At 69.2% G+C, this 24,545-nt stretch carries 22 protein-coding genes; 18 read left to right on the top strand and 4 right to left on the bottom strand.

Going from position 1 to position 24,545, the window contains the following annotated elements; genetic code table 11:
- The first annotated feature begins 64 nt into the window (after positions 1–64).
- A complete protein-coding gene (locus FK267_RS11900; protein WP_070512168.1) occupies positions 65–1,141 on the top strand; it encodes a transaldolase family protein in 1,077 nt (358 codons plus the stop codon).
- A gap of 190 nt (positions 1,142–1,331) precedes the next feature.
- Positions 1,332–2,321 (top strand): inositol 2-dehydrogenase, encoded by a 990-nt coding sequence (iolG, locus tag FK267_RS11895; RefSeq protein ID WP_070512171.1) that lies wholly within the window; start codon positions 1,332–1,334, stop codon positions 2,319–2,321.
- Between the two features lie 114 nt (positions 2,322–2,435).
- Here the strand turns inward: iolG and FK267_RS11890 are convergent, their stop codons facing one another.
- Both FK267_RS11890 and FK267_RS11885 read right to left on the bottom strand, forming a co-directional pair.
- Positions 2,436–3,398: an aldose-1-epimerase gene (locus FK267_RS11890; protein ID WP_075379473.1), complete on the bottom strand. Its 963-nt coding sequence runs from the start codon at positions 3,396–3,398 to the stop codon at positions 2,436–2,438.
- Between the two features lie 79 nt (positions 3,399–3,477).
- Positions 3,478–4,557, bottom strand: a complete 1,080-nt coding sequence (locus tag FK267_RS11885) for a LacI family DNA-binding transcriptional regulator (RefSeq protein WP_141407334.1) — start codon at positions 4,555–4,557, stop codon at positions 3,478–3,480.
- Positions 4,558–4,837: 280 nt separating this feature from the next.
- On the opposite strand from FK267_RS11885, the gene FK267_RS11880 reads away from it, so the two are divergent.
- The 14 genes from FK267_RS11880 (at position 4,838) to FK267_RS11815 (ending at position 20,917) form a co-directional block, all read left to right on the top strand.
- Positions 4,838–6,034: a Gfo/Idh/MocA family protein gene (locus FK267_RS11880; RefSeq protein ID WP_075379474.1), complete on the top strand. Its 1,197-nt coding sequence runs from the start codon at positions 4,838–4,840 to the stop codon at positions 6,032–6,034.
- A 94-nt stretch (positions 6,035–6,128) separates the two neighbouring features.
- A complete protein-coding gene (locus FK267_RS11875) occupies positions 6,129–7,784 on the top strand; it encodes an MFS transporter (RefSeq protein WP_070512177.1) in 1,656 nt (551 codons plus the stop codon).
- Between the two features lie 233 nt (positions 7,785–8,017).
- Complete coding sequence (gene iolE / locus FK267_RS11870) at positions 8,018–8,944, top strand: myo-inosose-2 dehydratase (protein WP_075379475.1); 927 nt, start codon at positions 8,018–8,020, stop codon at positions 8,942–8,944.
- Positions 8,945–9,184: 240 nt separating this feature from the next.
- Entirely contained in the window at positions 9,185–9,658 is a 474-nt protein-coding gene (locus FK267_RS11865; RefSeq protein WP_141407333.1) for a pre-mRNA-splicing factor, read from the top strand.
- A 132-nt stretch (positions 9,659–9,790) separates the two neighbouring features.
- Positions 9,791–10,564, top strand: coding sequence for a sulfite exporter TauE/SafE family protein (locus FK267_RS11860; protein WP_075379477.1), 774 nt, complete (start codon positions 9,791–9,793; stop codon positions 10,562–10,564).
- A gap of 178 nt (positions 10,565–10,742) precedes the next feature.
- A complete protein-coding gene (locus FK267_RS11855) occupies positions 10,743–11,144 on the top strand; it encodes a hypothetical protein (RefSeq protein ID WP_075379478.1) in 402 nt (133 codons plus the stop codon).
- 21 nt (positions 11,145–11,165) lie between these two features.
- Positions 11,166–12,212 carry a PepSY-associated TM helix domain-containing protein gene (locus FK267_RS11850; RefSeq protein WP_141407411.1) on the top strand — a complete coding sequence of 349 codons (1,047 nt, stop codon included), beginning with the start codon at positions 11,166–11,168 and terminating at the stop codon, positions 12,210–12,212.
- 173 nt (positions 12,213–12,385) lie between these two features.
- The gene (gene pta, locus FK267_RS11845; RefSeq protein ID WP_009405611.1) at positions 12,386–14,440 is read left to right on the top strand and encodes a phosphate acetyltransferase; all 2,055 of its coding nucleotides are present in this window, start codon (positions 12,386–12,388) and stop codon (positions 14,438–14,440) included.
- A gap of 117 nt (positions 14,441–14,557) precedes the next feature.
- On the top strand, positions 14,558–15,742 hold the full coding sequence (locus FK267_RS11840) for an acetate/propionate family kinase (protein WP_141407332.1): 1,185 nt from the start codon (positions 14,558–14,560) through the stop codon (positions 15,740–15,742).
- A gap of 406 nt (positions 15,743–16,148) precedes the next feature.
- Positions 16,149–17,078 carry an ABC transporter ATP-binding protein gene (locus FK267_RS11835; RefSeq protein ID WP_141407410.1) on the top strand — a complete coding sequence of 310 codons (930 nt, stop codon included), beginning with the start codon at positions 16,149–16,151 and terminating at the stop codon, positions 17,076–17,078.
- Entirely contained in the window at positions 17,075–17,986 is a 912-nt protein-coding gene (locus FK267_RS11830) for an ABC transporter permease (protein WP_141407331.1), read from the top strand. Before FK267_RS11835 ends, FK267_RS11830 begins: the two co-directional genes overlap by 4 nt.
- A complete protein-coding gene (locus FK267_RS11825; protein ID WP_141407330.1) occupies positions 17,983–18,876 on the top strand; it encodes an ABC transporter permease in 894 nt (297 codons plus the stop codon). The genes FK267_RS11830 and FK267_RS11825 overlap by 4 nt, the downstream gene beginning before the upstream one ends.
- Positions 18,873–20,195, top strand: a complete 1,323-nt coding sequence (locus tag FK267_RS11820) for a sensor histidine kinase (RefSeq protein ID WP_141407329.1) — start codon at positions 18,873–18,875, stop codon at positions 20,193–20,195. The genes FK267_RS11825 and FK267_RS11820 overlap by 4 nt, the downstream gene beginning before the upstream one ends.
- Complete coding sequence (locus FK267_RS11815) at positions 20,192–20,917, top strand: response regulator transcription factor (protein ID WP_198498098.1); 726 nt, start codon at positions 20,192–20,194, stop codon at positions 20,915–20,917. Before FK267_RS11820 ends, FK267_RS11815 begins: the two co-directional genes overlap by 4 nt.
- Positions 20,918–20,934: 17 nt before the next feature.
- Here the strand turns inward: FK267_RS11815 and FK267_RS11810 are convergent, their stop codons facing one another.
- Positions 20,935–21,417, bottom strand: a complete 483-nt coding sequence (locus tag FK267_RS11810; RefSeq protein WP_141407328.1) for a GtrA family protein — start codon at positions 21,415–21,417, stop codon at positions 20,935–20,937.
- A 110-nt stretch (positions 21,418–21,527) separates the two neighbouring features.
- Positions 21,528–22,094, bottom strand: coding sequence for a ribonuclease H family protein (locus FK267_RS11805; protein ID WP_141407327.1), 567 nt, complete (start codon positions 22,092–22,094; stop codon positions 21,528–21,530).
- Between the two features lie 230 nt (positions 22,095–22,324).
- Between FK267_RS11805 and FK267_RS11800 the strand changes: the two genes are divergently transcribed.
- Together FK267_RS11800 and FK267_RS11795 are read left to right on the top strand one after the other, a co-directional pair.
- Entirely contained in the window at positions 22,325–24,067 is a 1,743-nt protein-coding gene (locus tag FK267_RS11800; RefSeq protein WP_141407326.1) for a sodium:solute symporter family protein, read from the top strand.
- Positions 24,068–24,097: 30 nt separating this feature from the next.
- Positions 24,098–24,322, top strand: coding sequence for a hypothetical protein (locus FK267_RS11795; RefSeq protein ID WP_141407325.1), 225 nt, complete (start codon positions 24,098–24,100; stop codon positions 24,320–24,322).
- The last annotated feature ends 223 nt before the right edge of the window (positions 24,323–24,545 follow it).

The raw sequence follows: 24,545 nt of genomic DNA, 5'->3' as shown, positions 1-24,545 counted from the left end.
GGGCTACCGGACCGCGGCTGCAAGGACGCCTGCGCGGATGAACCCGAAAGAGAGCACAGAACCGATGAGCATCGACTACACCCCCGGACCCCTTCTCGACGCCGCCCGCAACACGCCCACCGCCCTGTGGAACGACTCAGCCGACCCCGACGAGCTGCGCCAGTCCATCTCCTTCGGCGGCGTCGGCGCCACCTGCAACCCCACCATCGCCTACACCTGCATCAACCAGCGCAAGGACGTGTGGCTCCCCCGCATCGCCGAGCTGGCCGAGGAGATGCCCGAGGCCACCGAGTCCGAGATCGGCTGGCAGGTCGTGCGCGAGATGAGCATCGAGGCCGCCACGCTGCTCGAGCCCATCTTCGAGGAGCACAAGGGCCGCAACGGTCGCCTGTCGATGCAGACCGACCCGCGCCTGGCCCGCAGCGCCAAGGCCCTTGCCGACCAGGCCGAGGAGTTCTCCAACCTGGCCAAGAACATCATCGTCAAGATCCCCGCCACCTCCGTGGGCGTCAAGGCCATCGAGGACGCCACCTACCGGGGTGTGTCGGTCAACGTCACCGTCTCCTTCTCCGTGCCCCAGGCCGTGGCCACCGGTGAGGCCATCGAGCGCGGCCTCAAGCGCCGCGAGGCCGAGGGCAAGGACGTCTCCACCATGGGTCCGGTCGTCACCCTCATGGGCGGTCGCCTGGACGACTGGCTCAAGATCGTGGCCAAGCGGGACAAGCTCTTCATCGACCCCGGTCACCTGGAGTGGGGCGGCGTGGCCGCCCTCAAGCGCGCCTACCAGGAGTTCCAGGCCCGGGGCCTGCGCGCCCGCGTGCTGTCGGCCGCCTTCCGCAACGTGCTGCAGTGGTCCGAGCTGGTCGGCGGCGACCTGGTTGTCTCCCCGCCCTTCGCCTGGCAGAAGCTCATCAACGACTCCGGCTACAAGGTCGTCGAGCGCATCAACGAGCCCGTGGCCCCCGAGATCATGGAGACGCTCCTGTCGATCCCCGAGTTCGTGCGCGCCTACGAGCCCGACGGCATGACGCCCGAGGAGTTCGACACCTTCGGCGCGACCCGCCGCACCCTGCGCGGCTTCCTCCAGGCCGACGCCGACCTGGACGCCCTGGTGCGCGACGTCATCATGCCCCAGCCCTGATCGACTCCAGTCGGGATCGTCCGGGTCCCGGTGGGGGCCCGGACGACCGCAGCGGCACCCGCCGCACCGGGCGGGTCCACGGCGTGTTCGGTCATGTCCACACGTTCCGCACCCTCGAACCGCCCACCCCACCACTTTCCACAGTTCAGACACCACCCCACACACCCACTCACACGCAGAAGGAGCAAGGATGCTCTCCATCGCCGTCATCGGTGCCGGCCGCATCGGCCACGTCCACGCCAAGACCATCGCCGCCCACCCCCAGGCCGAGCTCGCCCTGGTCTGCGACCCCTTCGAGGACGCGGCCGAGAAGCTCGCCGCCACCTACGGGGCCCGGTCCTGCAAGGACGCCGAGGAGGTCTTCGCCGACCCCGAGATCGACGCCGTCATCGTCGGCTCCCCCACGCCACTGCACATCCGCCACCTGCTGGCCGCCGCCAAGGCGGGCAAGGCGGTGCTGTGCGAGAAGCCGATCGCTCTGGACATGAAGGACGTCGAGGCCGCCCAGGCCGAGCTCGATGCCGTCACGGTCCCCGTCATGTTCGGCTTCAACCGCCGCTTCGATCCCAGCTTCGCCGCCGCCCGCGCCGCGGTCGAGGCCGGCAAGATCGGCGATATCGAGCAGCTGACCATCATCAGCCGCGACCCGGCCGCCCCGCCGGCGGAGTACATCAAGGTCTCCGGCGGCATCTTCCGCGACATGACCATCCACGACTTCGACACCGCCCGCTTCTTCCTGGGTGAGATCGAGGAGGTCTACGCCGCCGGACAGAACCTCGACCCGGCCCTGAAGGACACCGGCGACTTCGACGCCGCCGTCGTCACCCTCAAGGCCGCCTCGGGCGCCGTGGCCACGATCATCAACAACCGCCACTGCTCCTCCGGCTACGACCAGCGACTCGAGGCCTCGGGCCGCGAGGGCGCCCTGTTCGCCGAGAACATCCGCGCCACCACGGTGCGCCTGTCCAACGGCGAGGTCACCGACGCCCAGGAGCCCTACCTCGACTTCTTCCTGGAGCGCTACGCCGACGCCTACCGCATCGAGCTGAGCGCCTTCATCGAGGCCGTCGAGGCCGGCACCACGCCCCCCACCGGCATCGAGGACGCCATCGCCGCCCTGCGCCTGGCCGAGGCCGCCACGGAGTCGGCCCACTCCGGGCAGCCGGTGCGACTGAGCTGAGCACCGCCCCCTCTGACGCGGGTGGGCGTCGTCGAGCATTCCGTCTCGACGACGCCCACCCGCGTTCTCAGCGCCTGCAGGGCCGTTACGGCCTCAGCAAGGCCGCGTGCGCGCTCAGTCCTGCTCGTAGAGGCGGTAGGTGAAGGAGTGGGTCTGCCCCACCTTGAGGGCGATGAGGTCCTCCCCGCTGTTGAAGGCGTTGGGAGGGCAGGTCATGGGTTCAATGGCCACGCCAGGGCGGGAGAACTCGTCGGCGGTGTAGGCCTGCACCCAAGGGACGTCCGAGCTCATGATGACGGCGCGGTTCCCCTGCCCGCCGCGCAGGCTCACCTCCCAGGTACCCTCGGGCAGGGCGGTGTAGGCGTTGTCCGTCTGGGTGGCCCCGACGAGCCGGCCGCCCCGCCAGTCCCAGTCGGTGCCCTCCACGCTGCGCCGGTGCGTGGGGGCCATGTGCTCATCGACGTCGAGGACCTCGGCCGCCGGGATCGTCAGGACGCAGTCGTCCAGGGGTACCGAGCGCGTCAGGTAGGGGTGGCAGGACACGCCGTAGGGAGCGGGGGCGGGCTCACCCTCGACCTCCGGCGCGCCGGGGACCGACGGGGCGGGGCGGGCCGCGCCGACGTTGGTGGCGGTCACGGTCACGCTCAGTCCGCGCTCGGCGTCGAGCTCGAAGCAGGCGCTGGCCTCCAGGCTCCAGGGGTAGCCGTAGGAGGCCAGCAGGCTCAGCTCCAGGACGACCCGGCTGCGGGGGGCGCCGTCGTCGGGGCCGGAGGGGTCGTCGTCGGCGACCTGCCAGTCCATCCAGCCGGCCAGGCCGTGGAGGGCCGAGCCGCTGGCCGGCTCGTTGCAGCCCACGAGGAACTCGGTGCCCGCGTAGTCGTAGCAGGACCCGGCGATGCGGTTGGCCCACGGCAACAGGGTCTTTCCCTGCCAGCCTGCGGGCAGCGTAGCCTCGGCGTCGAAGGGCATGATGAGGTCGCGCCCCTGGCGGCGCAGGTGGACGAGCATGGCACCCGATGAGGCGATACGCGCCTCGTAGTCGCCGGCGACCAGGTCGATGAGTTCTCCGTTAATCATGGTTCCTGTCCCAGTGTTCGGGGCGTGCGCCCCTCGGTTGTGGCTTCCTTGATGAGGTTTACCGTAGCCGCGTGCCGCATCAGGCACAGGCCTCAGCCCGACGCTCGCGCGGCGGGGCCGTCGTGTCGCGGACAACGAGCTCGGGGACCACCCGGTAGAGGCGGCCCCCCAGAGGCCGGTCCTCACCGGCCACCTCCGCCGGAATCTTGCCATCCTGACCCGGGTGCATCCGGGCCAGCAGCGCCCGGACCGCCACCTCGGCGATGAGGCGGGCGTCCTGACGCACCGTGGTCAGGGAGAAGGCCGAGGCCGCTGTGACCGGGATGCCGTCGTAGCCGGTGACGGCCAGGTCCTGCGGCACCCTCACCCCTTGACGGCGCAGCTCCATGAGGGCCCCGACGGCGCAGTGGTCGTTGAAGCACAGGAGCGCCTCGGGCAGCTCGTCGGCCTCGATGAGGTGACGGACCGCCCTGGCGCCGCTGTCCTCATCGCCTCCCCCGGGCACCACCCGCGCGCCTCGTCCCAGCCCCCGGCTCTCCATGGCCTGGCCGAACCTCTGGATGCGTCGCCCCGCGGCGGTCTGACTCCCGCCGTCCACGTGGGTGATGCGGCGCCTCCCGGTGTCGACCAGGTGATCGACGAGCATCTGGATACCGACGTCGTCACGTGAGTGGACCTCATCGACGTCCTCCATCTCGATACTGGTCCCGATGAGGACCGCCGGTGGACGGTCCCCGATGCTGGCCAGGGCGTCCACGGAGAAGTCGGGGTCGACCAGGATGAGGCCCTCGCAGCGCTGGAGCAGCAGTGAGCGCAGCCCGTCGGCCACATCGCGGTGCGGGGTGGAGGTGGCCAGCACCAGCGCGTGCTCCAGGGCGGAGGCCGCCTGGAAGAGCCCGTCCACAATGAGGCCCTGGTAGGCCTGCCCAATGGCGAAGCTGGCACCGATGAGCCCGGTGTGGCTACGGCGCAGGAACTGGGCGCGCGGGTCGGCCTGGTAGCCGAGCTCGGAGGCGATGCGCAGGATCTCGCCACGGGTCTTCTCGGCGACGCCGTCGGAGCCGTTGAGAGCCGCCGAGACGGTGGAGATGGAGCGACCGGCACGTTCGGCGACGGTCCTGATCGTGACCCGCCCGCCTCGTCCTCGAGGTCCTTCCACGGCAGACGTCTCCCCTTCCACGCCGTTGTGCCTCACGGATCGGCACGATCCGCGGGATCCGGAGTCCATCCTTGGACACCGGTTGATCACATCCTATCCGACAACACCGGTGAGCACGAGGCCCTGCTCAGAGAGGTCATCAGACCTCATACTTCTCTCTTGTCAGGACAAAGGTGCTCTGATATCTTCCTGTGACGTCATTAACGACGGGTGTTTCCTGGGGCTTCCGGAGACACCTCCACACACGCAGCAGCCGACAATGTTGTCGGGAAGGACCGTTATGGCCAATAAGTCAATACTGGGCATCGGAGTCATCTCCCTGGGCTGGATGGGACGGCTTCACTCCCGCAGCTACCGCGCCATCGCCGAGCGCTTCCCCGAGCTGGGGGTGACCCCACGGCTGGTCGCCGCCGCGGACCCCGTGGACGAGGTGCGCCAGGAGGCAGTGGACAACCTGGGCTTCGAGCGCGCCTACGCCGACTACCGCGATCTGCTGGCCGACCCCGAGGTGGAGGCCGTCTCCATCTGCGCCCCCAACTTCCTCCACCACGAGATGGCCCTGGCCGCCGTCGAGGCCGGCAAGCCCTTCTGGATCGAGAAGCCCATGGGGGTCAGTGCCGAGCAGTCCCGGCAGATCGCCCAGGCCGCAGAGAAGGCGGGGCTGATGACCGCCGTCGGCTTCAACTACCGCCACACCCCGGCCATCGAGTACCTGCGCTCCCTGGTGCGCGGCGGCGAGCTGGGCCGGATCACGAACGTGCGCGTGTGGTTCATCGCCGACTACAACTCCTCCCCCATGGGCCCCCTGACCTGGCGGGCCTCGAAGGAGAAGGCCGGGGCCGGCGTCGTGCCCGACCTCATGAGCCACGGGGCGGACCTGGCCCAGTACATCGTGGGTCGCATCGCCTCAGTCACCGCGGTCACCGACACCTTCATCACCGAGCGCCCCATCCCCACCAAGATGGGCATCGGCCACTCGGGCTTCGAGATCGGCGACGAGGTGGGCCCGGTGGAGAACGAGGACTACGTCTCCATGCTCGTGCGCTTCGAGAACGGCACCGTGGGCACCATGGAGTCCTCCCGCGTCAGCGTGGGACCGCGCGCCGAGTACGTCGTCGAGGTCTACGGCACGAAGGGCTCGGCCCGCTGGAACTTCGAGCGCCTCAACGAGCTGGAGATCTGCCCCGTGCTCGACGGCGGGGCCTCCCACGGCTACACCCGCGCCATGGCCGGCCCCCAGTGGGGCCAGTGGCAGCGCTTCCAGCCCGCCATCGGCACCTCCATGGGCTTTGACGACATGAAGGCCATTGAGGCCGCGCAGTTCATCGAATCCATTCTCACCGGCAAGCAGGTGGCCCCCTCGGCCGCCGACGCCTGGTGCGCCGCGGAGGTCGACGAGGCCGTCGTCGCCTCGGCGGCCGACGGCCAGTGGCATGAGGTCCCCCGTGTCGAGGGACGCACCACCTTCGACGCCTGAGCCGCCCCACACTGCACCTTTCTCTTCACTCCACCACCACCCATCACAACAACCCCTGCGGCATCGTCGCCGCAGGACTGAGAGGAGACCCCCTATGTCTCAGGGAGTCACGACGTCCCTGCGTGGACTCACCAGGGAAGAGCTCAACAAGGCGGTGGCCGAGACGCCGCCTTCGGGCAAGCACCGCGGCGTCATCGCCATCGCCGCCGTGGCCACGCTCGGCTCACTGCTCTTCGGCTACGACACCGGTGTCATATCCGGCGCCCTGCCGTACATGTACATGCCCTTCGACGCCAAGGGCCTCCAGCTGACCTCCTTCGAGGAGGGCGCCATCGGCGGCACCCTGCTGGTCGGCGCGGCGCTGGGCGCGCTGCTGGGCGGCCTCATGTCGGACCGCTGGGGCCGGCGCCACAACATCACCTTCCTGGCCTTCCTGTTCTTCGCCGGCGCGATCGGCACCACCATCGCCCCCAACGTCTGGGTCATGTACCCCTTCCGCGTCGTCCTGGGCTTCGCCGTCGGAGCCGCCTCCGCGACGGTCCCCGTCTACCTGGCGGAGACGGCCCCCAAACGCATCCGCGGCTCCATCGTGGCCATCGACCAGCTCATGATCGTCACCGGCCAGCTGCTCGCCTTCTCGATGAACGCCATCATCAACTCCCTCCAGGGCGGCCCGAGGATCACCATCGCCGAGGACCCCAGCGGGCACTTCACCCCGGGCCAGTACGTCTTCGACGAGATCGCCAAGCTCCAGTCCTCCAAGGGCGGCCCGATGAACGCCGAGCAGTACCACGCCTTCCTCGACCAGCTCAGCATCAGCGCCGGTAACGGCGAGGCCTGGCGCTACATGCTGGTCCTGTGCTCCATCCCGGCCGTGGCCCTGTGGATCGGCATCCGCCTCATGCCCGAGTCCTCGCGCTGGTACCTGGCCAAGGAGCGCCTCTACGACGCCATCGGCGCCCTCAAGCGCGTGCGCGTCCCGGAGAAGGACGGCTCCATCGAGGACGAGATCATGGAGATGGTCGAGGCCCGCCGGCACGAGAAGGACGAGGAGACCCAGCGCAAGGGCTTCAGCCACGTCATGGCCACGCCCTGGCTGCGCAAGCTGCTGCTGGTCGGCATCTTCCTGGCCGTGGTCAACCAGACCACCGGCGTCAACACCGTCATGTACTACGCCCCCAAGGTGCTGGAGTACGCCGGCATGTCCACCTCGGCCTCCATCACCGCACAGGTGGCCAACGGCGTCATGTCGGTCATCGGCTCCGCCATCGGCATCTGGCTCATCCTGAAGTTCCGGCGCCGCCAGGTCCTCATCGGCGACGTCATCGGCGTGGGCATCACCCTGCTGGGCATCGCGGCGACCTTCCAGTTCTTCATCGCCCCGCACATGGCCAACCACACCACTCCGCCCACCTGGGCCGCCTACCTCATCCTGGGGCTCATGTCGGTCTTTATGCTCATCGTGCAGTCCTCCAACGGCACGATCGTGTGGACGATGATGGGTGAGATCTTCCCGGCCAACGTCCGCGGCATCATGAACGGCACGGCGATCTTCTGCATGTGGACCGCCAACGCCATCATCACCTGGACCTTCCCGCCCATGATGGAGACCCTGGGCGGTGGCATCACCTACACCATCTACGGCGTGCTCAACCTGGTCGTCGCCGTCGTCCTGTTCAAGATCATGCCGGAGACCAAGGACAAGTCCCTGGAGGAGATCGAGGTCGAGATGGAGAAGCTCTACTCCTGACCCCGCCCCCAGCACACGCGCTCCCGGGAGGACCCGAAAAGGGCTTGTCAGGACAAAGTCCTGTTGCTAGGTTCGAGGCACGGGCCCACCGCCCGGCACCGACACCGGCACCCTCCTCCCGGGAGCGCACTACTGGCGGCCCCGAGCCGACGGCGCAGCAGCCGCCCGCGCGTCACCGCCACCCACCTATTAACCACCGCCCATCACCACCCGAGCGAGAACACGGAGCAACGATGTCCTTCACCCTCGACCCTGCAACCGCCATCTCCGACCCCCACGGCATCTCCTGGGGCATGCACCCGATCACCTGGCGCAATGACGACATCCCCGAGGTCGGCGCCTTCAACACCCTGGAGGACATGCTCCTGGACCTGGCCGACACCGGCTACGCGGGCACCGAGTGCGCCGGCTTCTTCCCGCCCAAGGAGGAGGTCAAGGCCTCCGCCGAGGCCCGCGGCATCAAGATCGTCGCCCAGTGGTTCTCCTCCTTCATCCTGCGCGACGGCGTCGAGGCCGTCATCCCCGACTTCGAGGCCACCTGCGCCTACCTGGAGTACCTGGGCGCCACCCGCGTCGTCGCCTCCGAGCAGACCGGCTCGGTCCAGGGCATCCGCGACGTCTGCATCTTCACCAACAAGCCGGTGCTCACCGAGGAGCAGTGGCCGGTGCTGGCCGAGGGCCTCAACCGTCTGGGCGACGTCGCCCACGCCCACGGCCTGGAGCTCGTCTACCACCACCACCTGGGCACGGTCATCCAGACCAAGGAGGAGACCATCCGCCTCATGGAGCTGACCGACCCGGCCAAGGTCTCCCTCCTGTTCGACACCGGCCACGCCTACGTGGGCGACGGCGACGTCATGGGCCTGCTGGAGGCCACCATCGACCGCGTCAAGCACGTCCACTTCAAGGACGTGCGCCCCGAGAAGATGGCGGAGTCCAAGGCCGCCGAGCGCTCCTTCCTCGACTCCTTCCTGGCCGGCATGTTCACCGTCCCCGGTGACGGCACGATCGACTTCACCGTCCCCTACAAGTTCCTCGTGGACCACGGCTACTCCGAGTGGATCCTGGTAGAGGCCGAGCAGGACCCGGCCATCGCCAACCCCCTGGAGTACGCCCGCAAGGCGCGCGCCTACCTTGAGGGAACCCTCTTCAAGGCCTGAGACGTCGCGAGGTTCGTGCGGACTCCCCCTCCGTGCGGACCCCACCGGCTGACGCCTCACCTCGACGCTCCCGACCAGTGATGGTCGGGAGCGTCGTCGTTCCCGGGCCATTGAGGAGCACGCCGGGGCGAGCCGCCCGCCCCGCTGGGGCCCGACGACCATCACCCTTCGCTCATGCGCACCGGCGGGTTTATTCTGGAAAGGGCACTCTTGACCGCGATGACGCACAGGGGGAAGGTCATGTCCTCGATGCAGGTATCAGGCACAGTGAGTGGGTTCTTCTCCGATGTCCGCCGCTGGGAGCGCACGGATCACCGCCTCACCTGGAGCGACGCCCTGCTGGTCGCCTACTGCGCCCTCTTCTGGTTCGTCGCGGTCCAGGGGATGATTGACCACCTCCTCCATGACGTCTCACCCGCCTCGAGCGCACTTGTCTGCGGCATCACCGGGATCACGGCCTGGGCGGCCCTGCCCCCGCTGCAGCTCATCACCCCCTGGCCGGCTGCCAGACGAGCGCTGCGAGCCGCGGTCTCGATCCTCTCGATCGGCGCAGGAGCAGCCGCTCTCGGTCTGCTTCATGGGATCGGACTGACGACCCAGCGCACTACTCTTTGGGACCACCTGCTCAGTGCAACCCTGCCCGCAACGGCACTCATCTTCCTGGGTGTCTCCGGGATCGCCACGCTGCGGCGCACCGCTGCGGCACCCCATTAACGCAGCCCCGGCACCGCTCGCGCAGGCCACCGTCGACGGCGAGGACCCCACCGGCCCTCGCCGTCGATGGCTATGATTAGTCCGGACAAAGTTCAGACCAGACTCCGACTCTTCTCACCGCTGAGAGGTCCCGTGCTCCCCACCTTGACCACCACCGCCTGGATCCTGCTCGTGGTCGTGGCGGCCCTGTGCGGTATCGCCAAGACCGCCCTGCCCGGGGCTGCCACCATCGCCGTGGCCCTGTGCACCGCGGCGCTGCCCGCCAAGGAGTCCACCGGCGCGATCCTGCTCATGCTCATGACCGGCGACCTGCTGGCAGTATGGAGCTATCGCGGCGACGCGGACTTCCGTATGCTGCGCAGGCTCGTCCCGGCGGTCTTGGCCGGCGTCGGCGCCGGCGCCCTGTTCCTGCACCTGGCCTCCAACGACTCCACTCGCCGCCTCATCGGCGCCATCCTGCTGATCCTGGTCGCCGTCACGCTGTACCAGCGCCGCTCGGCCACCAGGAACAGGTCCGACGACGCACCTGAGGCCGTCCTCCCAACCCCGGCCGGCAGCCGCTTGGCCCGACTGGTCTACGGCAGCCTGGCCGGCTTCACCACGATGGTCGCCAACGCCGGCGGACCGGTGACTTCCATGTACTTCCTGGCCTGCCGCTATCCGGTCAAGGCCTTCCTGGGGACAACGGCCTGGTTCTTCTTCCTGGTCAACCTGGTCAAGCTGCCCTTCTCCGTCTCAGCCGGCCTGGTCAACCCCACGACCCTGTCGCTGGCGGCGATCGCCGCACCGGTCGTCATCGCCTCAGCCCTGGCCGGTCGACGCCTCGCCGAGCACATGGATCAGCGGGTCTTCGAGCCGATCATCGTCATCCTGACCGTCATCTCCGCACTACCCCTGCTGCGCTAGCCCGGTCCGGCTGCCGGGCCACGTCCAGCACACAGCCGAGCAGCCCCTATTTCTCCGGCCCACAAAACAGGCCCCCACCAGCGGTTATTTCCCTCAAACATGCCTGTCTGACATCACATCGCCACCCCATGGCGGAGCGTTGACGCGATTTATCCTGACCGTTACCGTATTCATCAGTATGAAGAGTACGGCCAGTATTGATTATGTTGACGTTTCGCCCGGCGAGGTGGCCGGCGACGACGTCGACGCTGTCGCGCCCCCGGCCGCCTCCCCCGACACCCAGGACGGGGCGATGGCCCCCCTCATGGTCAGCGCCGATGTCCACGCCGTCATGCTGGGACTGTGGGCCTCGGGCCTCAGATGCGTCATCGTCTACGCCCTGGCCCCCGTCATCGGCGCCGCCGGCCCCCTGGCCATCGGCGCCGCTCTGGTCATCCAGGTCGCCGGCGCCGCCGTCAGCGTCAGTGGCGCACGCTCGCTGTGGCGGCGCCGCGAGCGCGGCTACTGCGTCTACGCCCTCATTGCGGTCCTCGTCTGTCTGTGCGCAGTGGCCGCTCTACTGACCCCCGCGGGGTCCTAGCCCTCCCCGATGAAGACTGCCATGGAGCCCCCGGCCACTCCCCTCCCCTCCCCTCCCTCCCGCACCTGCCGGGCGATGGCCCTCGTGCGCCGCTGGCTGTCGGCGGCGGCCGGCCTCGGGATGCTCATCATCACTCTCAGCGGCATGCTCCTGCCCCACCAGGGGGAGATCCTGCGCTCATTGAACCCGACCGCCTCCACCCGCGACGCCAGCCCCAGTCAGGTCTCCTTGCCTCAGGCGGTCGAGACGATCAAGAACGCCCACCCCGACGAGCCCGTCCTGTCGGCGACGTGGAACACCGACGTCGTCGAGGTGCGGACCGAGCAGGCCACCTACGCCGTTGATCCCTCCACCGGGCACGAGACCAGCAGTGCCTCGACGACCCCGACCTGGGTCTCCGTCCTGGACAACCTGCACCGCTGCCTGCTGACCTGCCAAGGGCCCGGCCACGTGAGCTGGATGTCCCAGGAGATCCCCCACACCGGTTGGCGCGACGGCCACCGGGGCCTGACCGTCGGGGGGCTGGTCGTGGCCACCCTGGGCGTGGTGCTCGCGGTCCTGACCGTCAGTGGGCTGCGCACGTGGTGGCCGCTGCAGCGCTATCGACGCACCGCCCTGTCAGCCCGCTGGCGCACCCAGCGCCTGTCCCGGGACACCGATCTGCTCAAGGCGGCCGGGCTGGTCCTCCTTCCCCTGCTGTTCCTGTGGGGCTACTACGCCAGTGCGTTCAGCATCCGCCCCACCCAGCCGGCCGCACCGGTCTCCATGACCGGATACCAGTCCCCGGCGGGACCGACCAGCACGGGCCAGGCTCAGGACATCGGGCCGCATCGCGCCGTCGCCGCCGCGCAGGAGGCCGGCGGCGGACAGGCGGTCGCTCTGTTCCTTCCTCAGCCGGGCGACCCGTCGTCGACCTACACGGTCTGGGTCGCTCACGGAGAAGGACTCGCCCCGGGGCAGTCCCCCGACGACGTCGCGGTGAGCATCGCAGTGAACGTCGACCCCGGGACCGGGCGAACTGCGATCCCCTCCACACCCGGCCACCGGCCGACCACTCGGGCGGACTAGCACCTATGACACCTATGCCGGCACCTGAGTATGTGCCCGTTCCCACATCACAAGACGGGCGGAGATCGGGCCTTTGGTCGCAGACGACCCGCAGGTGGGGGCACAATCGGACCCGTACGGCACCGGAATGAGCCGGCGCCCCTGACTCCAAGACAACGCGAGAAGGACCTAACGTGGCGCGCAGTATCTACATCGCCTCACCCAACGCCGGAACCGGGAAGTCAACGGTGGCCCTCGGGCTGGTCTCCTGTCTGACCAAGGTGGTCGCCAAGGTCGGCGTCTTCCGCCCCTTTGTGGAGAGCCGTGAGGGCGATGCCTTCCTCAGCCTCCTGCTGAACCGTGCCGGCTCCACCACTCCCCCCGAGCAGTGCGTCGGCGCGACCTGGGACGAGTTCCACGCCGACCCCGAGGAGGCCCTGGCACGCATCGTCGACGCCTACCGGGCCATGGCGCGCGAGCACGACGTCGTCATCATCGACGGCTCGGACTTCACCGACGTCGCCGGCAACCCCGAGCTGGCCCTCAACGCCCGGGTGGCCGCCAACATCGGCGTCCCGGTGCTGCTGGTGGTCTCCGGGCAGAATGACGTGGAGGACGTCGTCGCCTCCGTGGAGGTCTCCATGGCCGAGATCGCCGACAACCACGCCCGCACCGTCGCGGTCGTGGCCAACAAGTGCCTGCCCGAGACCCGCCAGGCCGTCGGCGAGGCACTGACCGCCATCGAGGGCATCACCTCCACCACGCTGCCCGAGGTGCCACTGCTGGCGGCTCCGGTGGTGCGCGAGGTGCTCGACGCCGTCGAGGGCACCCTCATCGCCGGTGACGAGACACTCCTCGACCGCGAGGCCGAGTCCGTCCTCGTGTGCGCCATGGACGTCTCCCACGTCCTGGAGCGCCTGACCGCGGGACAGCTCGCCATCGTCCCGGCCGACCGCTCCGCCATGCTCATCTCCCTCATGGCGGCCCAGGCATCATCGAGCTTCCCGATCCTGTCGGGTCTCATCCTCAACGGCGGCTTCGAGGTGGCGCCCCACGCGCTGCGCCTCCTGGAGGGGCTTGACGTCAACATCCCGGTCATCACCTCCCCGCTGGACACCTTCGCCGCCGCCTCCGCAGCCGGCTCCCTGCAGGGCCTGCTCGCCCACGGCTCCGAGCGCAAGATCGACGTCGCCGTGACCACCTTCGAGCAGGAGGCCGACGTCGAGGCCCTCCTGTCGGCCCTGGAGGTCGAGCCCTCCGAAGTCGTCACCCCCATCATGTTCCAGGCCGAGCTGGTGGAGCGCTCGCGCACCAACCGCAAGACCATCGTCCTGCCCGAGCCCGACGACGACCGGGTCCTGCGCGCCGCCGACGCCATCCTGCGCCGCGGCATCGCCGACCTGGTGCTGCTGGGTGACGAGACCACGGTGCGGGCCCGCGCCACCGAGCTGGGCCTGGACATCGCCGCCGCCCGAGTCGTCGCCACCAACGACCCCGAGCTGCTGGAGAAGTACGCCGAGGAGTTCGCCCGCCTGCGCGCCAAGAAGGGCGTCACCCTCGAGCAGGCCCGCGAGAAGGTCCAGGACGTGTCCTACTTCGGCACGATGATGGTCCACATGGGAGACGCCGACGGCATGGTCTCGGGCGCCGCCCACACCACCGCCCACACGATCGTCCCCTCCTTCCAGATCATCAAGACCAAGCCGGGGACCTCCATCGTCTCCTCGGTCTTCCTCATGCTCCTGCAGGACCGGGTGCTCGTCTACGGCGACTGCGCCGTCAACCCCGAGCCCAACGCCGCCGAGCTGGCCGACATCGCCATCTCCTCGGCCGCCACCGCCCGCCAGTTCGGCGTCGAGCCGCGCGTGGCGATGCTGTCCTTCTCCACCGGGACCTCCGGCAAGGGCGCGGACGTGGACAAGGTTCGTGAGGCCACCGAGCTGGTGCGGGCCAAGGAGCCCGACCTCGCCGTCGAGGGCCCCATCCAGTACGACGCCGCCATCGACCCGACCGTGGCCGCCAAGAAGGCCCCGGACTCGCTCGTGGCCGGGCGGGCCAACGTCTTCATCTTCCCGGACCTGTCCAGCGGCAACATCGGCTACAAGGCGGTCCAGCGCTCCTCGGGCGCCATCGCCATCGGCCCAGTCCTACAGGGCCTCAACAAGCCGGTCAACGACCTCTCGCGCGGCGCCCTGGTGGAGGACATCATCAACACCGTCGCCATCACCGCCGTCCAGGCCCAGGGCTGAGCCCTTCAGCGGCGTGGGGCCGGGTCCCGGTTCCACGCCGCTGAGGCCCACCCGGGACCCGCATCAGTCATCCAGTCATCCCCGCGTTCATCCCCGACCGTTCTTGAAAGGCACCCCGTGACTCAGCGCACCGTCCTCGTTATCAACTCCGGCTCCTCCTCCATCAAGTACCAGCTGGTCGACCCCGACTCGGGCGCCTCGCTCGCCTCGGGCCTGGTGGAGCGCATCGGTGAGGAGACCGGCGCCATCACCCACAAGCACGGCGAGGAGCGCACCGAGATCACCGAGCCGGTCCCCGACCACGGCTTCGGCCTGTCCGAGGTGCTGCGCCTGTTCGAGGAGCAGGGCCCCTCGCTGGCCGACGCCCACATCGTGGCCGTGGGCCACCGGGTCGTCCAGGGCGGGCGCTACTTCTCCGGCCCGGCTCTCATCGACGACGACGTCGTGGCCCGGATCGAGCAGCTCGTGCCGCTGGGCCCGCTGCACAACCCCGCCCACCTCAAGGGCATCGAGGTGGGGCGCCGCCTCCTGTCCGACGTGCCGCACGTGGCCGTCTTCGACACCGCCTTCTTCCAGGACCTGCCCGAGGAGGCCGCCCGCTACGCCCTGGACCGCGAGGTCGCCGACACCTACTCCATCCGCCGCTACGGGGCTCACGGCACCAGCCACCAGTTCGTCTCCGGGGCGGTCTCCGAGTTCCTGGGGCGCGACGACCTCAAGCAGGTCGTCCTGCACCTGGGCAACGGGGCCTCGGCCTCGGCGGTCGTGGCCGGGCACGCCGTGGACACCTCCATGGGTCTGACCCCGCTGGAGGGCCTGGTCATGGGCGGGCGCACCGGAGACATCGACCCGGCCGCCGTCTTCCACCTGGCACGCGTGGCCGGCATGTCCATCGACGAGATCGACCACCTGTTCAACCGCGGCTCGGGCATGAAGGGCCTGGCCGGGGACAACGACATGCGCGAGGTGTGGAAGCGCATCGGCGCCGGTGAGCAGGAGGCCCGCGAGGCCATGGACATCTACCTGCACCGGCTCGTGAAGTACGTGGGCGCCTACACCGCCGTCATGGGCGGCCTGGACGCCCTGACCTTCACCGCCGGTATCGGCGAGAACGACGCGAACCTGCGCCGTGAGCTCGGCGAGCGCCTGGGCTTCATGGGTGTCAAGATCGACCAGGGGGTCAACGAGACCCGCTCCGACGAGCCGCGCGTCATCTCCACCCCGGACTCGAAGGTCACCGTGCTCGTGGTGCCCACCAACGAGGAGCTCGCCATCGCACGCCAGGCGCTCACCCTCATCTGAGCCGCTCCCGGAAGTGCGCACAGGAATCTGACGCCCAGCACTGCCGGGCCCGGACAATCACGCGGTGCCGCAGCCGCCCCACCAGGGGAGGCTGCGGCACCGTCGTCGTCCCCCAGGGGGGACAAACCGGCCGACGGCGGTGCGCGCGCGAGGCCCCGGGGGCTTGCATGGAGTCATGAGAAACGCACCTGTCACCAGCACACCAAGGCCCCCCGCCCCTCCCACAACACCCCTGCCCCAGACCGCAGCCATGAACGAGAGCGCACCGGTTCCCGCACCGGCTCGGCAACCGGCCGCGCCCTTCGTTCCGGCCACGGCCTCCCCAGCAGCACTCGGCGCCGTGCCCGCCCCAGCAGTGCCCGGCGCCGTGCCCGCCCCAGCCTCCTCCTCCCCCTCGGAGGGACTCGTGGTGGTCACGGAGGGACTCACCCGCACCTACAACGGTGTCAACGCCGTCGACGGCTTGAACCTGTCCGTGCCCGCCGGCGGCATCTACGGCTTCCTGGGCCCCAACGGCGCCGGCAAGTCCACCACGATGAAGCTCCTGCTGGGACTGACCCGCCCGACGTCGGGCAGCATGAGCGTCCTGGGACGCCCAGTCAGCCAGCGCCATCCCCTGCCGCCGGGAACCATCGGCTCCCTCATCGAGGGCCCCTCCTACTACCCGAGCCTGACCGGCGAGGAGAACCTGGCCATGGTGGCCTCCTACCTGGGGCTGGCCTCCAACCGCGTCCAGCACGCCCTGGCCACCGTCAACCTCGTCGGGCAGGAGAACAAGCAGGTCAAGCACTACTCCATGGGCATGAAGCAGCGCTTGGGACTGGCCATGGCGCTGCTGTCGAACCCGGCCCTCATGCTCCTGGACGAGCCGACCAACGGGCTTGACCCCGCCGGGGTGGCCGAGATCCGCCAGCTCATCGTCACCCTGGCCCGTCAGGAGGGCGTGACGATCATCGTCTCCTCCCACATCCTGTCCGAGATCGAGCAGATGGCCGACACCGTCGGCATCATCTGCGCCGGACGCCTGCGCTATCAGGGCACCCTGGCCGGACTGCGCGACGAGGGGGTCATCGAGCTGCTCGTCTCCTCGCCCACGGCCGTCGCCGCGCTCCTGACCTCCCTCGGGGTGACCCACGAGGTGCGGGACGGCGCCGTGTGCACCCCCATGATGCCCGACGACGTCGTCGGCGAACTCATCACCCGCATCGTCTCCTCCGGGACGACCGTCTACCGGGTCCAGACCGTACGCAAGACCCTCGAGCAGGCCTTCCTGGAGCTGACCGAGCCGGTCCTGGCCACCCAGCCGCCCCTCGCCTCTCAGGAGATGAACCGATGAGCACCCCAGTGAGTACCGCGGGCCCGGCGGCCACCACGGCTGCGCAGCCAACACCACCGACACAGCACCTGACACAGCCCCCGACGCGACCGGCGGCGCCGCGCGCACTCCCCATCTCTCCGCTGAGCAGGGCGTGGACCACCCTGGCCCTCGAGCTGGGCAAGCTGCGCCGCAAGCGCTACTGGCTCATCGCCGCCAGCGCCACCGCCGTGTGCCTGGCATGGTGCAGCATGCTCATCACCCATCGGGCGAGCGGCCCGGTTGCCGCACGCCACGCCACGCTCGCCCTGGATGAGTTCATCCAGATCATCGCCTTCCTCATGCCCCTCATCACCGCGGTCCTGGCCTCGCGCATCGTCACCGTGGACACCGAGGAGCGCATGGGGCAGCTGATGACCGCGCTGGGGCAGAGCGCCCTGACCCGCTACCGGGGCAAGCTGGTCATCGTGATCCTCACGGTCCTGTGCATGGAGACGGCCCTCTTCACACTTGTCACCGTGCTGGCCGGCCCGATCGGGCTGACCGTCACCGACTCTTACTGGCGCACGCTGCCTCCTGCCCTAGTGGTGGTGGCATGCTCAACGCTGGCCATCTCCGCGGTCCAGCTGACGCTGTCCACCTGCTTCGACAAGCAGGGCATCGGCCTGGGGGTGGCGGCCATCGGCGGTCTCATCGCCGAGAGCCTGCCCTACGCCTACCTCGGGAAGTTCTCATGGCTGCTGCCCTGGGGCATCGTTCCGGCCGCCACCCCCATTGACACGGTCGCCTCCTACAAGTCCATGCGGGAAATCGGCGACATGACACTCGCGTCCCAGCCGTGGACCCTGGCGGCGCTCGCCGCGCTGGTCGCGGTCGGGTGGACCGTCGCCGCCCACCTCGTTATCGTCCACCAGGAGAATCACCGATGAGCACCACCGCACCAGTCACACGTTCCACGGCAGGCCGGCCCCTCCGGCCCGCTCAGCACCCGTCAACGCTCCCCGGTCCCTCCGGCCCATCCACGACGCCGCAACCGACTATCCTGAGCCGGTCTGCTCCACCCGCTCCCCAGTCCCGCCCGTCGGTGCGAGCCGCCTGGTACTGGGAGAACCGCAAGGCCCCCAACCGGTGGTACTGGGTCGCCGTCACCATCCTGTGCTCCCTGGGCTCCCTGTCCGGCTACCTGCAGTACCGCAGCTACCGCAGCCAGTTCGAGGCTCAGGGCGCCACCTGGGAGATCACGTGGTCCCAGTCCACGCTCCTGCTCTCGATGCTGTTCCTGCCGCTGGCGCTGGGTGCCTTCGCCGCGCAGATCGCCAGCAGTGAGCACCAGGGAAGAAACTGGCAGAGAATGAGCGCCACCGGACTGGAGACCGCCATGGTTGCGGGCAAGCTGCTGCACGGGCTCCAGGTCGCGGTCCTCACCACCGCGGTCCTGGCCCTGACCACCGCGGTAACGGGCCTCGCCCTGGGCTTCAACCTGGTGGGTCTGGTCGCCTACCTGCCGCGCTTCGCCGTCGTCGCGCTGGGAATGTGGGTCATCCTCACCTTCGTCACCTGGCTGGGCGCGGTCATGACGTCCTTCGCCACCACGATGTCCACCGTGCTGCTGAGCACCATTGCGGGGATGGCGATGCTTCTCGCGGCCCGACCGCTGAGTGTCCTCAACCCCGCAGCCTCACTGACCCGAACCACGTCCGCTATGAGCCCGGGCAACGTGGCCTCACCGGGCGCCGCAGCATTCGAGGGCGTCATCTGCCTGGTGTGGGTGGCCCTGCTGGCCCTGGCTCTGCGCCGCGCAGTGAGGCGACAGTCATGAGCCACGTTCCCGCAGTGCCCGAGCCGGCACACGTCTCCCGGGTCCCACGGACCCTCCTGGACCGGGTGGCTCAGTGGTGGCGCACCAGCGCTCTGACCCTGTGGGCGGTGGCCGGGGCCGCGGGCCTCTTCCAGCTGATGGTGCTGAACGTGGCCTCGTACACCTACCCGCACCTGCCCCTGCGAGGCTGGGTGATCGTCGCCCTGCTGCTCGCCGCTTCACTGGTGGCCCGACGCCACTGGCCCCTCGCCGTCGTCATTGTCACGAGCCTGGCCTCGGGCGCCGTCGACCTGTGGGGGCCGCGCGGCGGACTCAACCTGCTGTCCATGCTGGCCCTCTACGCCCTGCTCGTCACCGCCTCCACCCGCGACCGAATCATCGGCTTCAGCATCAGCGCGCTGTGCACCCTCGTCCCCACGGCACTGGCCAAGTGGCCGCAGGTGAGCACATTGAGCCCGGGAATCCTCATCCTGGTCCTCGTGCTCGCGGTGGCCTCGATCTCCCGCTCACGCCGGGAGGCCCTGGAACACGGGGACGCCCAGCTGGCAGCACAGTCCGCCGAACATCGGCTGGTCGCCCAGCGCGACGCCGCCCGCCACCAGGCCCGGGTGGCGGCCGAGCTCCACGACTCCGTGGGCCACGCCCTGACCGCGATCATCGCCCTGTCCGAGGGGATGCAGGGGGCCGGCGGCAGCCCACAGACAGATGAGGCCATTGACATGATGAACGCCCTGGCCCGCGAGGGTCTGGCCGACACCCGACGCGCCGTCGCCTCACTCCAGACGGCACCGGGCCCCTCCCCCGACGACGCCGAGACCACCGATCCCCTCACCGGCCGAGTCTCGGAGGGCCCGCAGTCCCCCTCGGGCGCAGCCGGCTGGGACCGGCTCGACGACCTGCTGACCACGGTGAGAGCCACCGGTATCAGTGCAGCTCTCACCGAGACCGGCAGGCGCCCCCTCGACGCCGTGGACAGTCAGGCCCTCGGGGAGGTCGTCTACGTCGTCGTCCGGGAGGCCCTGACCAATGTCATGCGCCACGCAGAGGGCGCCACGCGCGTCGTCGTCTCCCTGGACCACGATCAGGCCGCCACCCGGATCACCGTGTCCGACGACGGTCGCGCCGCTCAGCCAGGCCACGTAAACGGCTTCCCGGACTCGTCTCAGGCACCGGCGGCGGCCGGCCACGGGCTGGCGAACCTGGCCGCCGCGGTCGGTGGGCACGGCGGCACGCTGTCCGCCGGCCCCACGACCTATGAGGGTGCATCCGGCTGGGTAGTGCGCGCCCTCGTCCCCTTCCCGGAAGGTGCATCACGGTGAGTCCATCCGCCCCCTCCAGGTCAGGCACCGCGAGCTCGTCGAGCGACCTCAGGCCGATCACGGTGATGATCGTCGACGACCAGCGAGCCACCCGCATGGGCCTGTCCCTCATCATCAACCGGGCCGACGACCTGCAGGTCACGGCCGAGGCCGTCCACGGTCAGGACGCCCTCGACCAGCTCGCCGCCCTGCTTGAGGAGCGCCGGCCGCTTCCCGACGTCGTCCTCATGGACGTGCGCATGCCGGTGCTCAACGGGATCGATGCCACGGCCCGCATCTGCCAGCTCTACCCCTCAATCCGGGTCCTGGTGCTGACCACCTACGACCAGGACGAGTTCGCCTTCGGGGCGCTGTCGGCCGGCGCCTCAGGGTTCCTGCTCAAAGACACCCGCACGGCCGACCTCCACCAGGCGCTGCGGGCGGTCAGCTCCGGGGACGCGATCCTCACTCCGCGCATCACCCGCGAGCTGCTCAACCGGCACATGCTCAGCCCCGTGGCCTCACCCCGTCAGCGCGCGGCACGCCAGCGCCTCGACGATCTCAGCCCCCGCGAGCGCGAGGTGGCGGACCTGGTGGCCCAGGGGCTGACGAACGCGGAGATCGCTCAGCGCCTCGTCCTGGCCCCGGACTCGGTCAAGAAGAACGTCACCCGGATCCTGACCAAGCTGGACCTGCGCGACCGGGTCCAGCTTGTCATCCTCATGCGCGACGCCCAGTCCTGAGCCTCCGCCCCGTCCCCTCAGGCCGCGGTGGCCAGGGCCGGGGCCGGGACCGGCTGCTGCGCCGGGACGCGATAGACGAGGCGGGACTGGGCCAGGTAGTTGACGATGAAGAGCGTGGAGTCCACCAGCACCTTGGCCAGCCACAGGGGCGCGCCGGCACCGGTGAGGACCGCGATGCCGGCGTAGGACGTCGCCGCCACCCCGCCCTGGACCGCCGCGTAGCCACCGGCCGAGCGCCAGAAGTTCTCCGGGCCGGCCCCGAACAGGCGCCGGTTGAGCAGGAAGCCCAGGGCGCAGGAGACGATCCGGGCTCCGACGACGGCGTAGAGGACCGAGTCGGTCAGCGAGTTGAGGATGAGGACCAGCGCGTAGTCGACGCTCCAGCCGGTGAAGGACACGGCGGCGAAGAGGACGACCGTAGGGATGCGGCGGCGCAGGCCGGCCAGGCGGTTCAGGATCGTCGGGCGGGAAGCGGGGAGGGCGGGGCTCGTCGTCGTCATGGCAGTAAGCCTCGCGGGAGGCCTTATGCCACGTGTTTGACAGACCTGTGCCGTTTCTGTGAGAGGCGGTCGCCGGGGTCCTGCGGACGCTGTGCCCCGTTCCTCCGCCCTCAGAACAGGGCGTCGGTCTGCGGCGCAGCGGGGGTGCTCGACGACGTCGCACTCGGCGCCTGCTGCGCCTCCCGATTCCCCGGTGCCCGACCGCCCCGGGTCCAGCCCGGCCCCTCAGGCACCGGGCGGCCCTGCTGGAAGGCGGTGGCAGCGCCCCGGGCCCGGGAGTCGGCGGCCTCGTTCATGGGATGGCCGACATGCCCGCGCACCCACTCGAAGCGCACGGTACGACCTGCAAGCGCGGCGTCGAGGTCCTTGACGAGATCGGCGTTGAGGACGGGCTTGCCGTCGGCCTTGCGCCAGCCGCACTTCTTCCAGCCGTGGCGCCACTTGGTCAGGGAGTTGATGACGTACTGGGAGTCGCACTGGATAAGGAGCTCCTCGCCGGCGAGCCCGGCGGCCTCGGTGGCCCGCAGGAGCTCCAGGACGGCGGTGAGCTCGCCGCGGTTGTTGGTCGAGCTCTCCCAGCCTCCAGCGGCCCAGCAGTCGTCGTCCACGTACCAGGCCCAGCCGGCCGGTCCCGGGTTGCCCAGGGAGGAGCCGTCGGCAGCAGCAGTCAGCGTCATGGAGGGCACTCTACCCACCGCGGGCCCACCAGCCGGTCACCCGTCCTCGTCCGCCGTGCTCACGTACCGGTGCGCCTGGCTGGACACGCACCCCACTCAGCGAACTCGCACGATCTTCCCTGGCGTGCAGCCAGCCGTGAAAGCCCTGCTCAGGACGGACTGTGTTAGCCTGCCGGGCGGGCATGAACGACCCTGCCCATGTGAACACTTATCCCTTGAGAGGTACACCGATGTCCTCCACGCTGAACGCTTTATCAGCCTCGTCAGCGTCACCCGGCACACTCATCGCCGCACGCTGGTACGACTACATCCCCATCGCGATCTACTTCGCCTTCGTCATCGGCGTCGGGCTCATCGCCCGCGCCAAGGCGGCCACAGCCGATGGCTTCCTCACCTCGGGCCGCTCCCTGCCGGCCTGGGTGACCGGTATCGCCTTCGTCTCGGCAAACCTCGGCGCCGTCGAGATCATGGGTATGTCCGCCAACGGTGCCCAGTACGGCATGCCGACCTTCCACTACTTCTGGATCGGCGCGGTCCCAGCCATGATCTTCCTGGGTCTGATCATGATGCCCTTCTACTACGGCTCCAAGGTGCGCTCGGTGCCCGAGTTCATGCTCAAGCGCTACGGCACCGCCGCGCACCTGGTCAACGCGCTCAGCTTCGCCCTGGCCCAGCTGCTCATCGCCGGCATCAACCTGTACCTGCTGGGCAAGATCATGAACTGGCTGCTGGGATGGCCCCTGTGGGTGGGGCTCATCGTGGCCGCCGTCATCGTCTTCTCCTACATCACCATGGGCGGGCTCTCCGCGGCGATCTACAACGAGGTCCTCCAGTTCTTCGTCATTGTGGCGGCCCTGCTGCCCCTGACCCTCATCGGCCTGCACCGCGTGGGCGGCTGGCACGGCCTGACCAGCAAGATCACTGCCGCTGCCACGGCCGCCCACCCCGACGACGCCGGCGAGGCAGCCAAGGTCGCGGCTCAGCAGCTGCACTCCTGGCCCGGCAACTCGATCTCCGGGTTCGACTCCAACCTGCTGTCCGTCGTCGGCCTGGTCTTCGGCCTGGGCTTCGTGCTGTCCTTCGGATACTGGACGACGAACTTCGTCGAGGTGCAGCGGGCCATGGCCTCGGACTCGATCTCCTCGGCCCAGTCGACCCCGATCATCGGCACCTTCGTCAAGATGTTCGTACCCTTCCTCGTCATCGTCCCGGGCATGGTCGCCGGCGTCATGGTCTCCGAGATACAACAGCTCAAGGCAGATTCCGGGGCTGGATACCAGTTCAACGACGCGGTCCTCTACCTCATGCGCGACCTGCTGCCCAACGGTCTGCTGGGGCTGGCGATCACGGGTCTACTGGCCTCCTTCATGGCGGGCATGGCGGCGAACATCTCAGCCTTCAACACCGTGTGGGGCGTGGACATCTACCAGCACTACATCAAGAAGAACGCCGACGACGCCCACTACCTCATGGTCGGCAAGCTCTCGACCCTGACGGCCTCCGTGGTCGCGATCCTCACCGCGATCATCGCGTCGAGCTACTCCAACCTCATGGACTACCTCCAGACGCTGTTCTCGATGTTCAACGCGCCTCTGTTCGCTACCTTCATCATCGGAATGTTCTGGAAGCGGGCCACCCCGCACGCCGGTTGGATCGGCCTCATCAGCGGAACCCTGGGCGCCCTGGTGGTCAACATCCTCATCTGGACCGAGCGCCTGGTCATGCCAGGGCAGGGCGGCGCCTTCCTGGCGGCGGGCGTGGCCTTCACCGTCGACGTCGTCGCCACGGTGCTGGTCTCCATGGCCACGAGGCCGAAGCCCGACTCCGAGCTCAAGGGCTTCGTCTACGCCCTGACCCCCAAGAGCGAGCGCACCGACCCGCACCTGCACGAGCTGCCCTGGTACCGCCGTCCGATCCCGCTGGGGATCATCGCCGGGGTCATGGTCATCGTACTCAACAGCATCTTCCACTAGTCCGGCCCGGACACACGAAGGAGAACACTCATGAGCAATCGTTCACTCACGGACATCCGGGCGGTCATCACCGGGGCTCTGGGGCTCATCGGCCTCTACCTGGTGGTGTGCTCGGTCCTGTTCAACAGCGCCGAGGAGATGGACAAGACCGGCGGCATCAACGCCAACCTGTGGTCGGGCCTGGGCCTGCTGGCCATCGCCGCGGGCATGGGACTGTGGTGGTGGATCAAGCCGAATCCCTCCGGGGGCGAGTAGGGCGGAGACTGGCCGGGCCGCACTGGTCCTGTACCAGTGAGGCCTCCCGCCCATCACATCCCATTCGATCGACGGCGTCGCCGCAGCCTTGCGCTGCGGCGGCGCCGTCGGCGTGGCCGCGCACGGGCTTCAGACCTGAGTTGCACGGGTTGGGGTGGTTTGTGTTTCAGGGTGGGGTTTTTCGTTGGGATTGTGGGGGTGGGGTGGTCGTTCCCGGCTCACC

This window comes from Actinomyces oris (genome assembly GCF_006546825.1).
GTDB classification, from domain to species: Bacteria; Actinomycetota; Actinomycetes; order Actinomycetales; family Actinomycetaceae; genus Actinomyces; species Actinomyces oris.
Note: the sequence above shows the minus strand (reverse complement) of the source record. Positions and strands in the feature narration are given on the sequence as shown.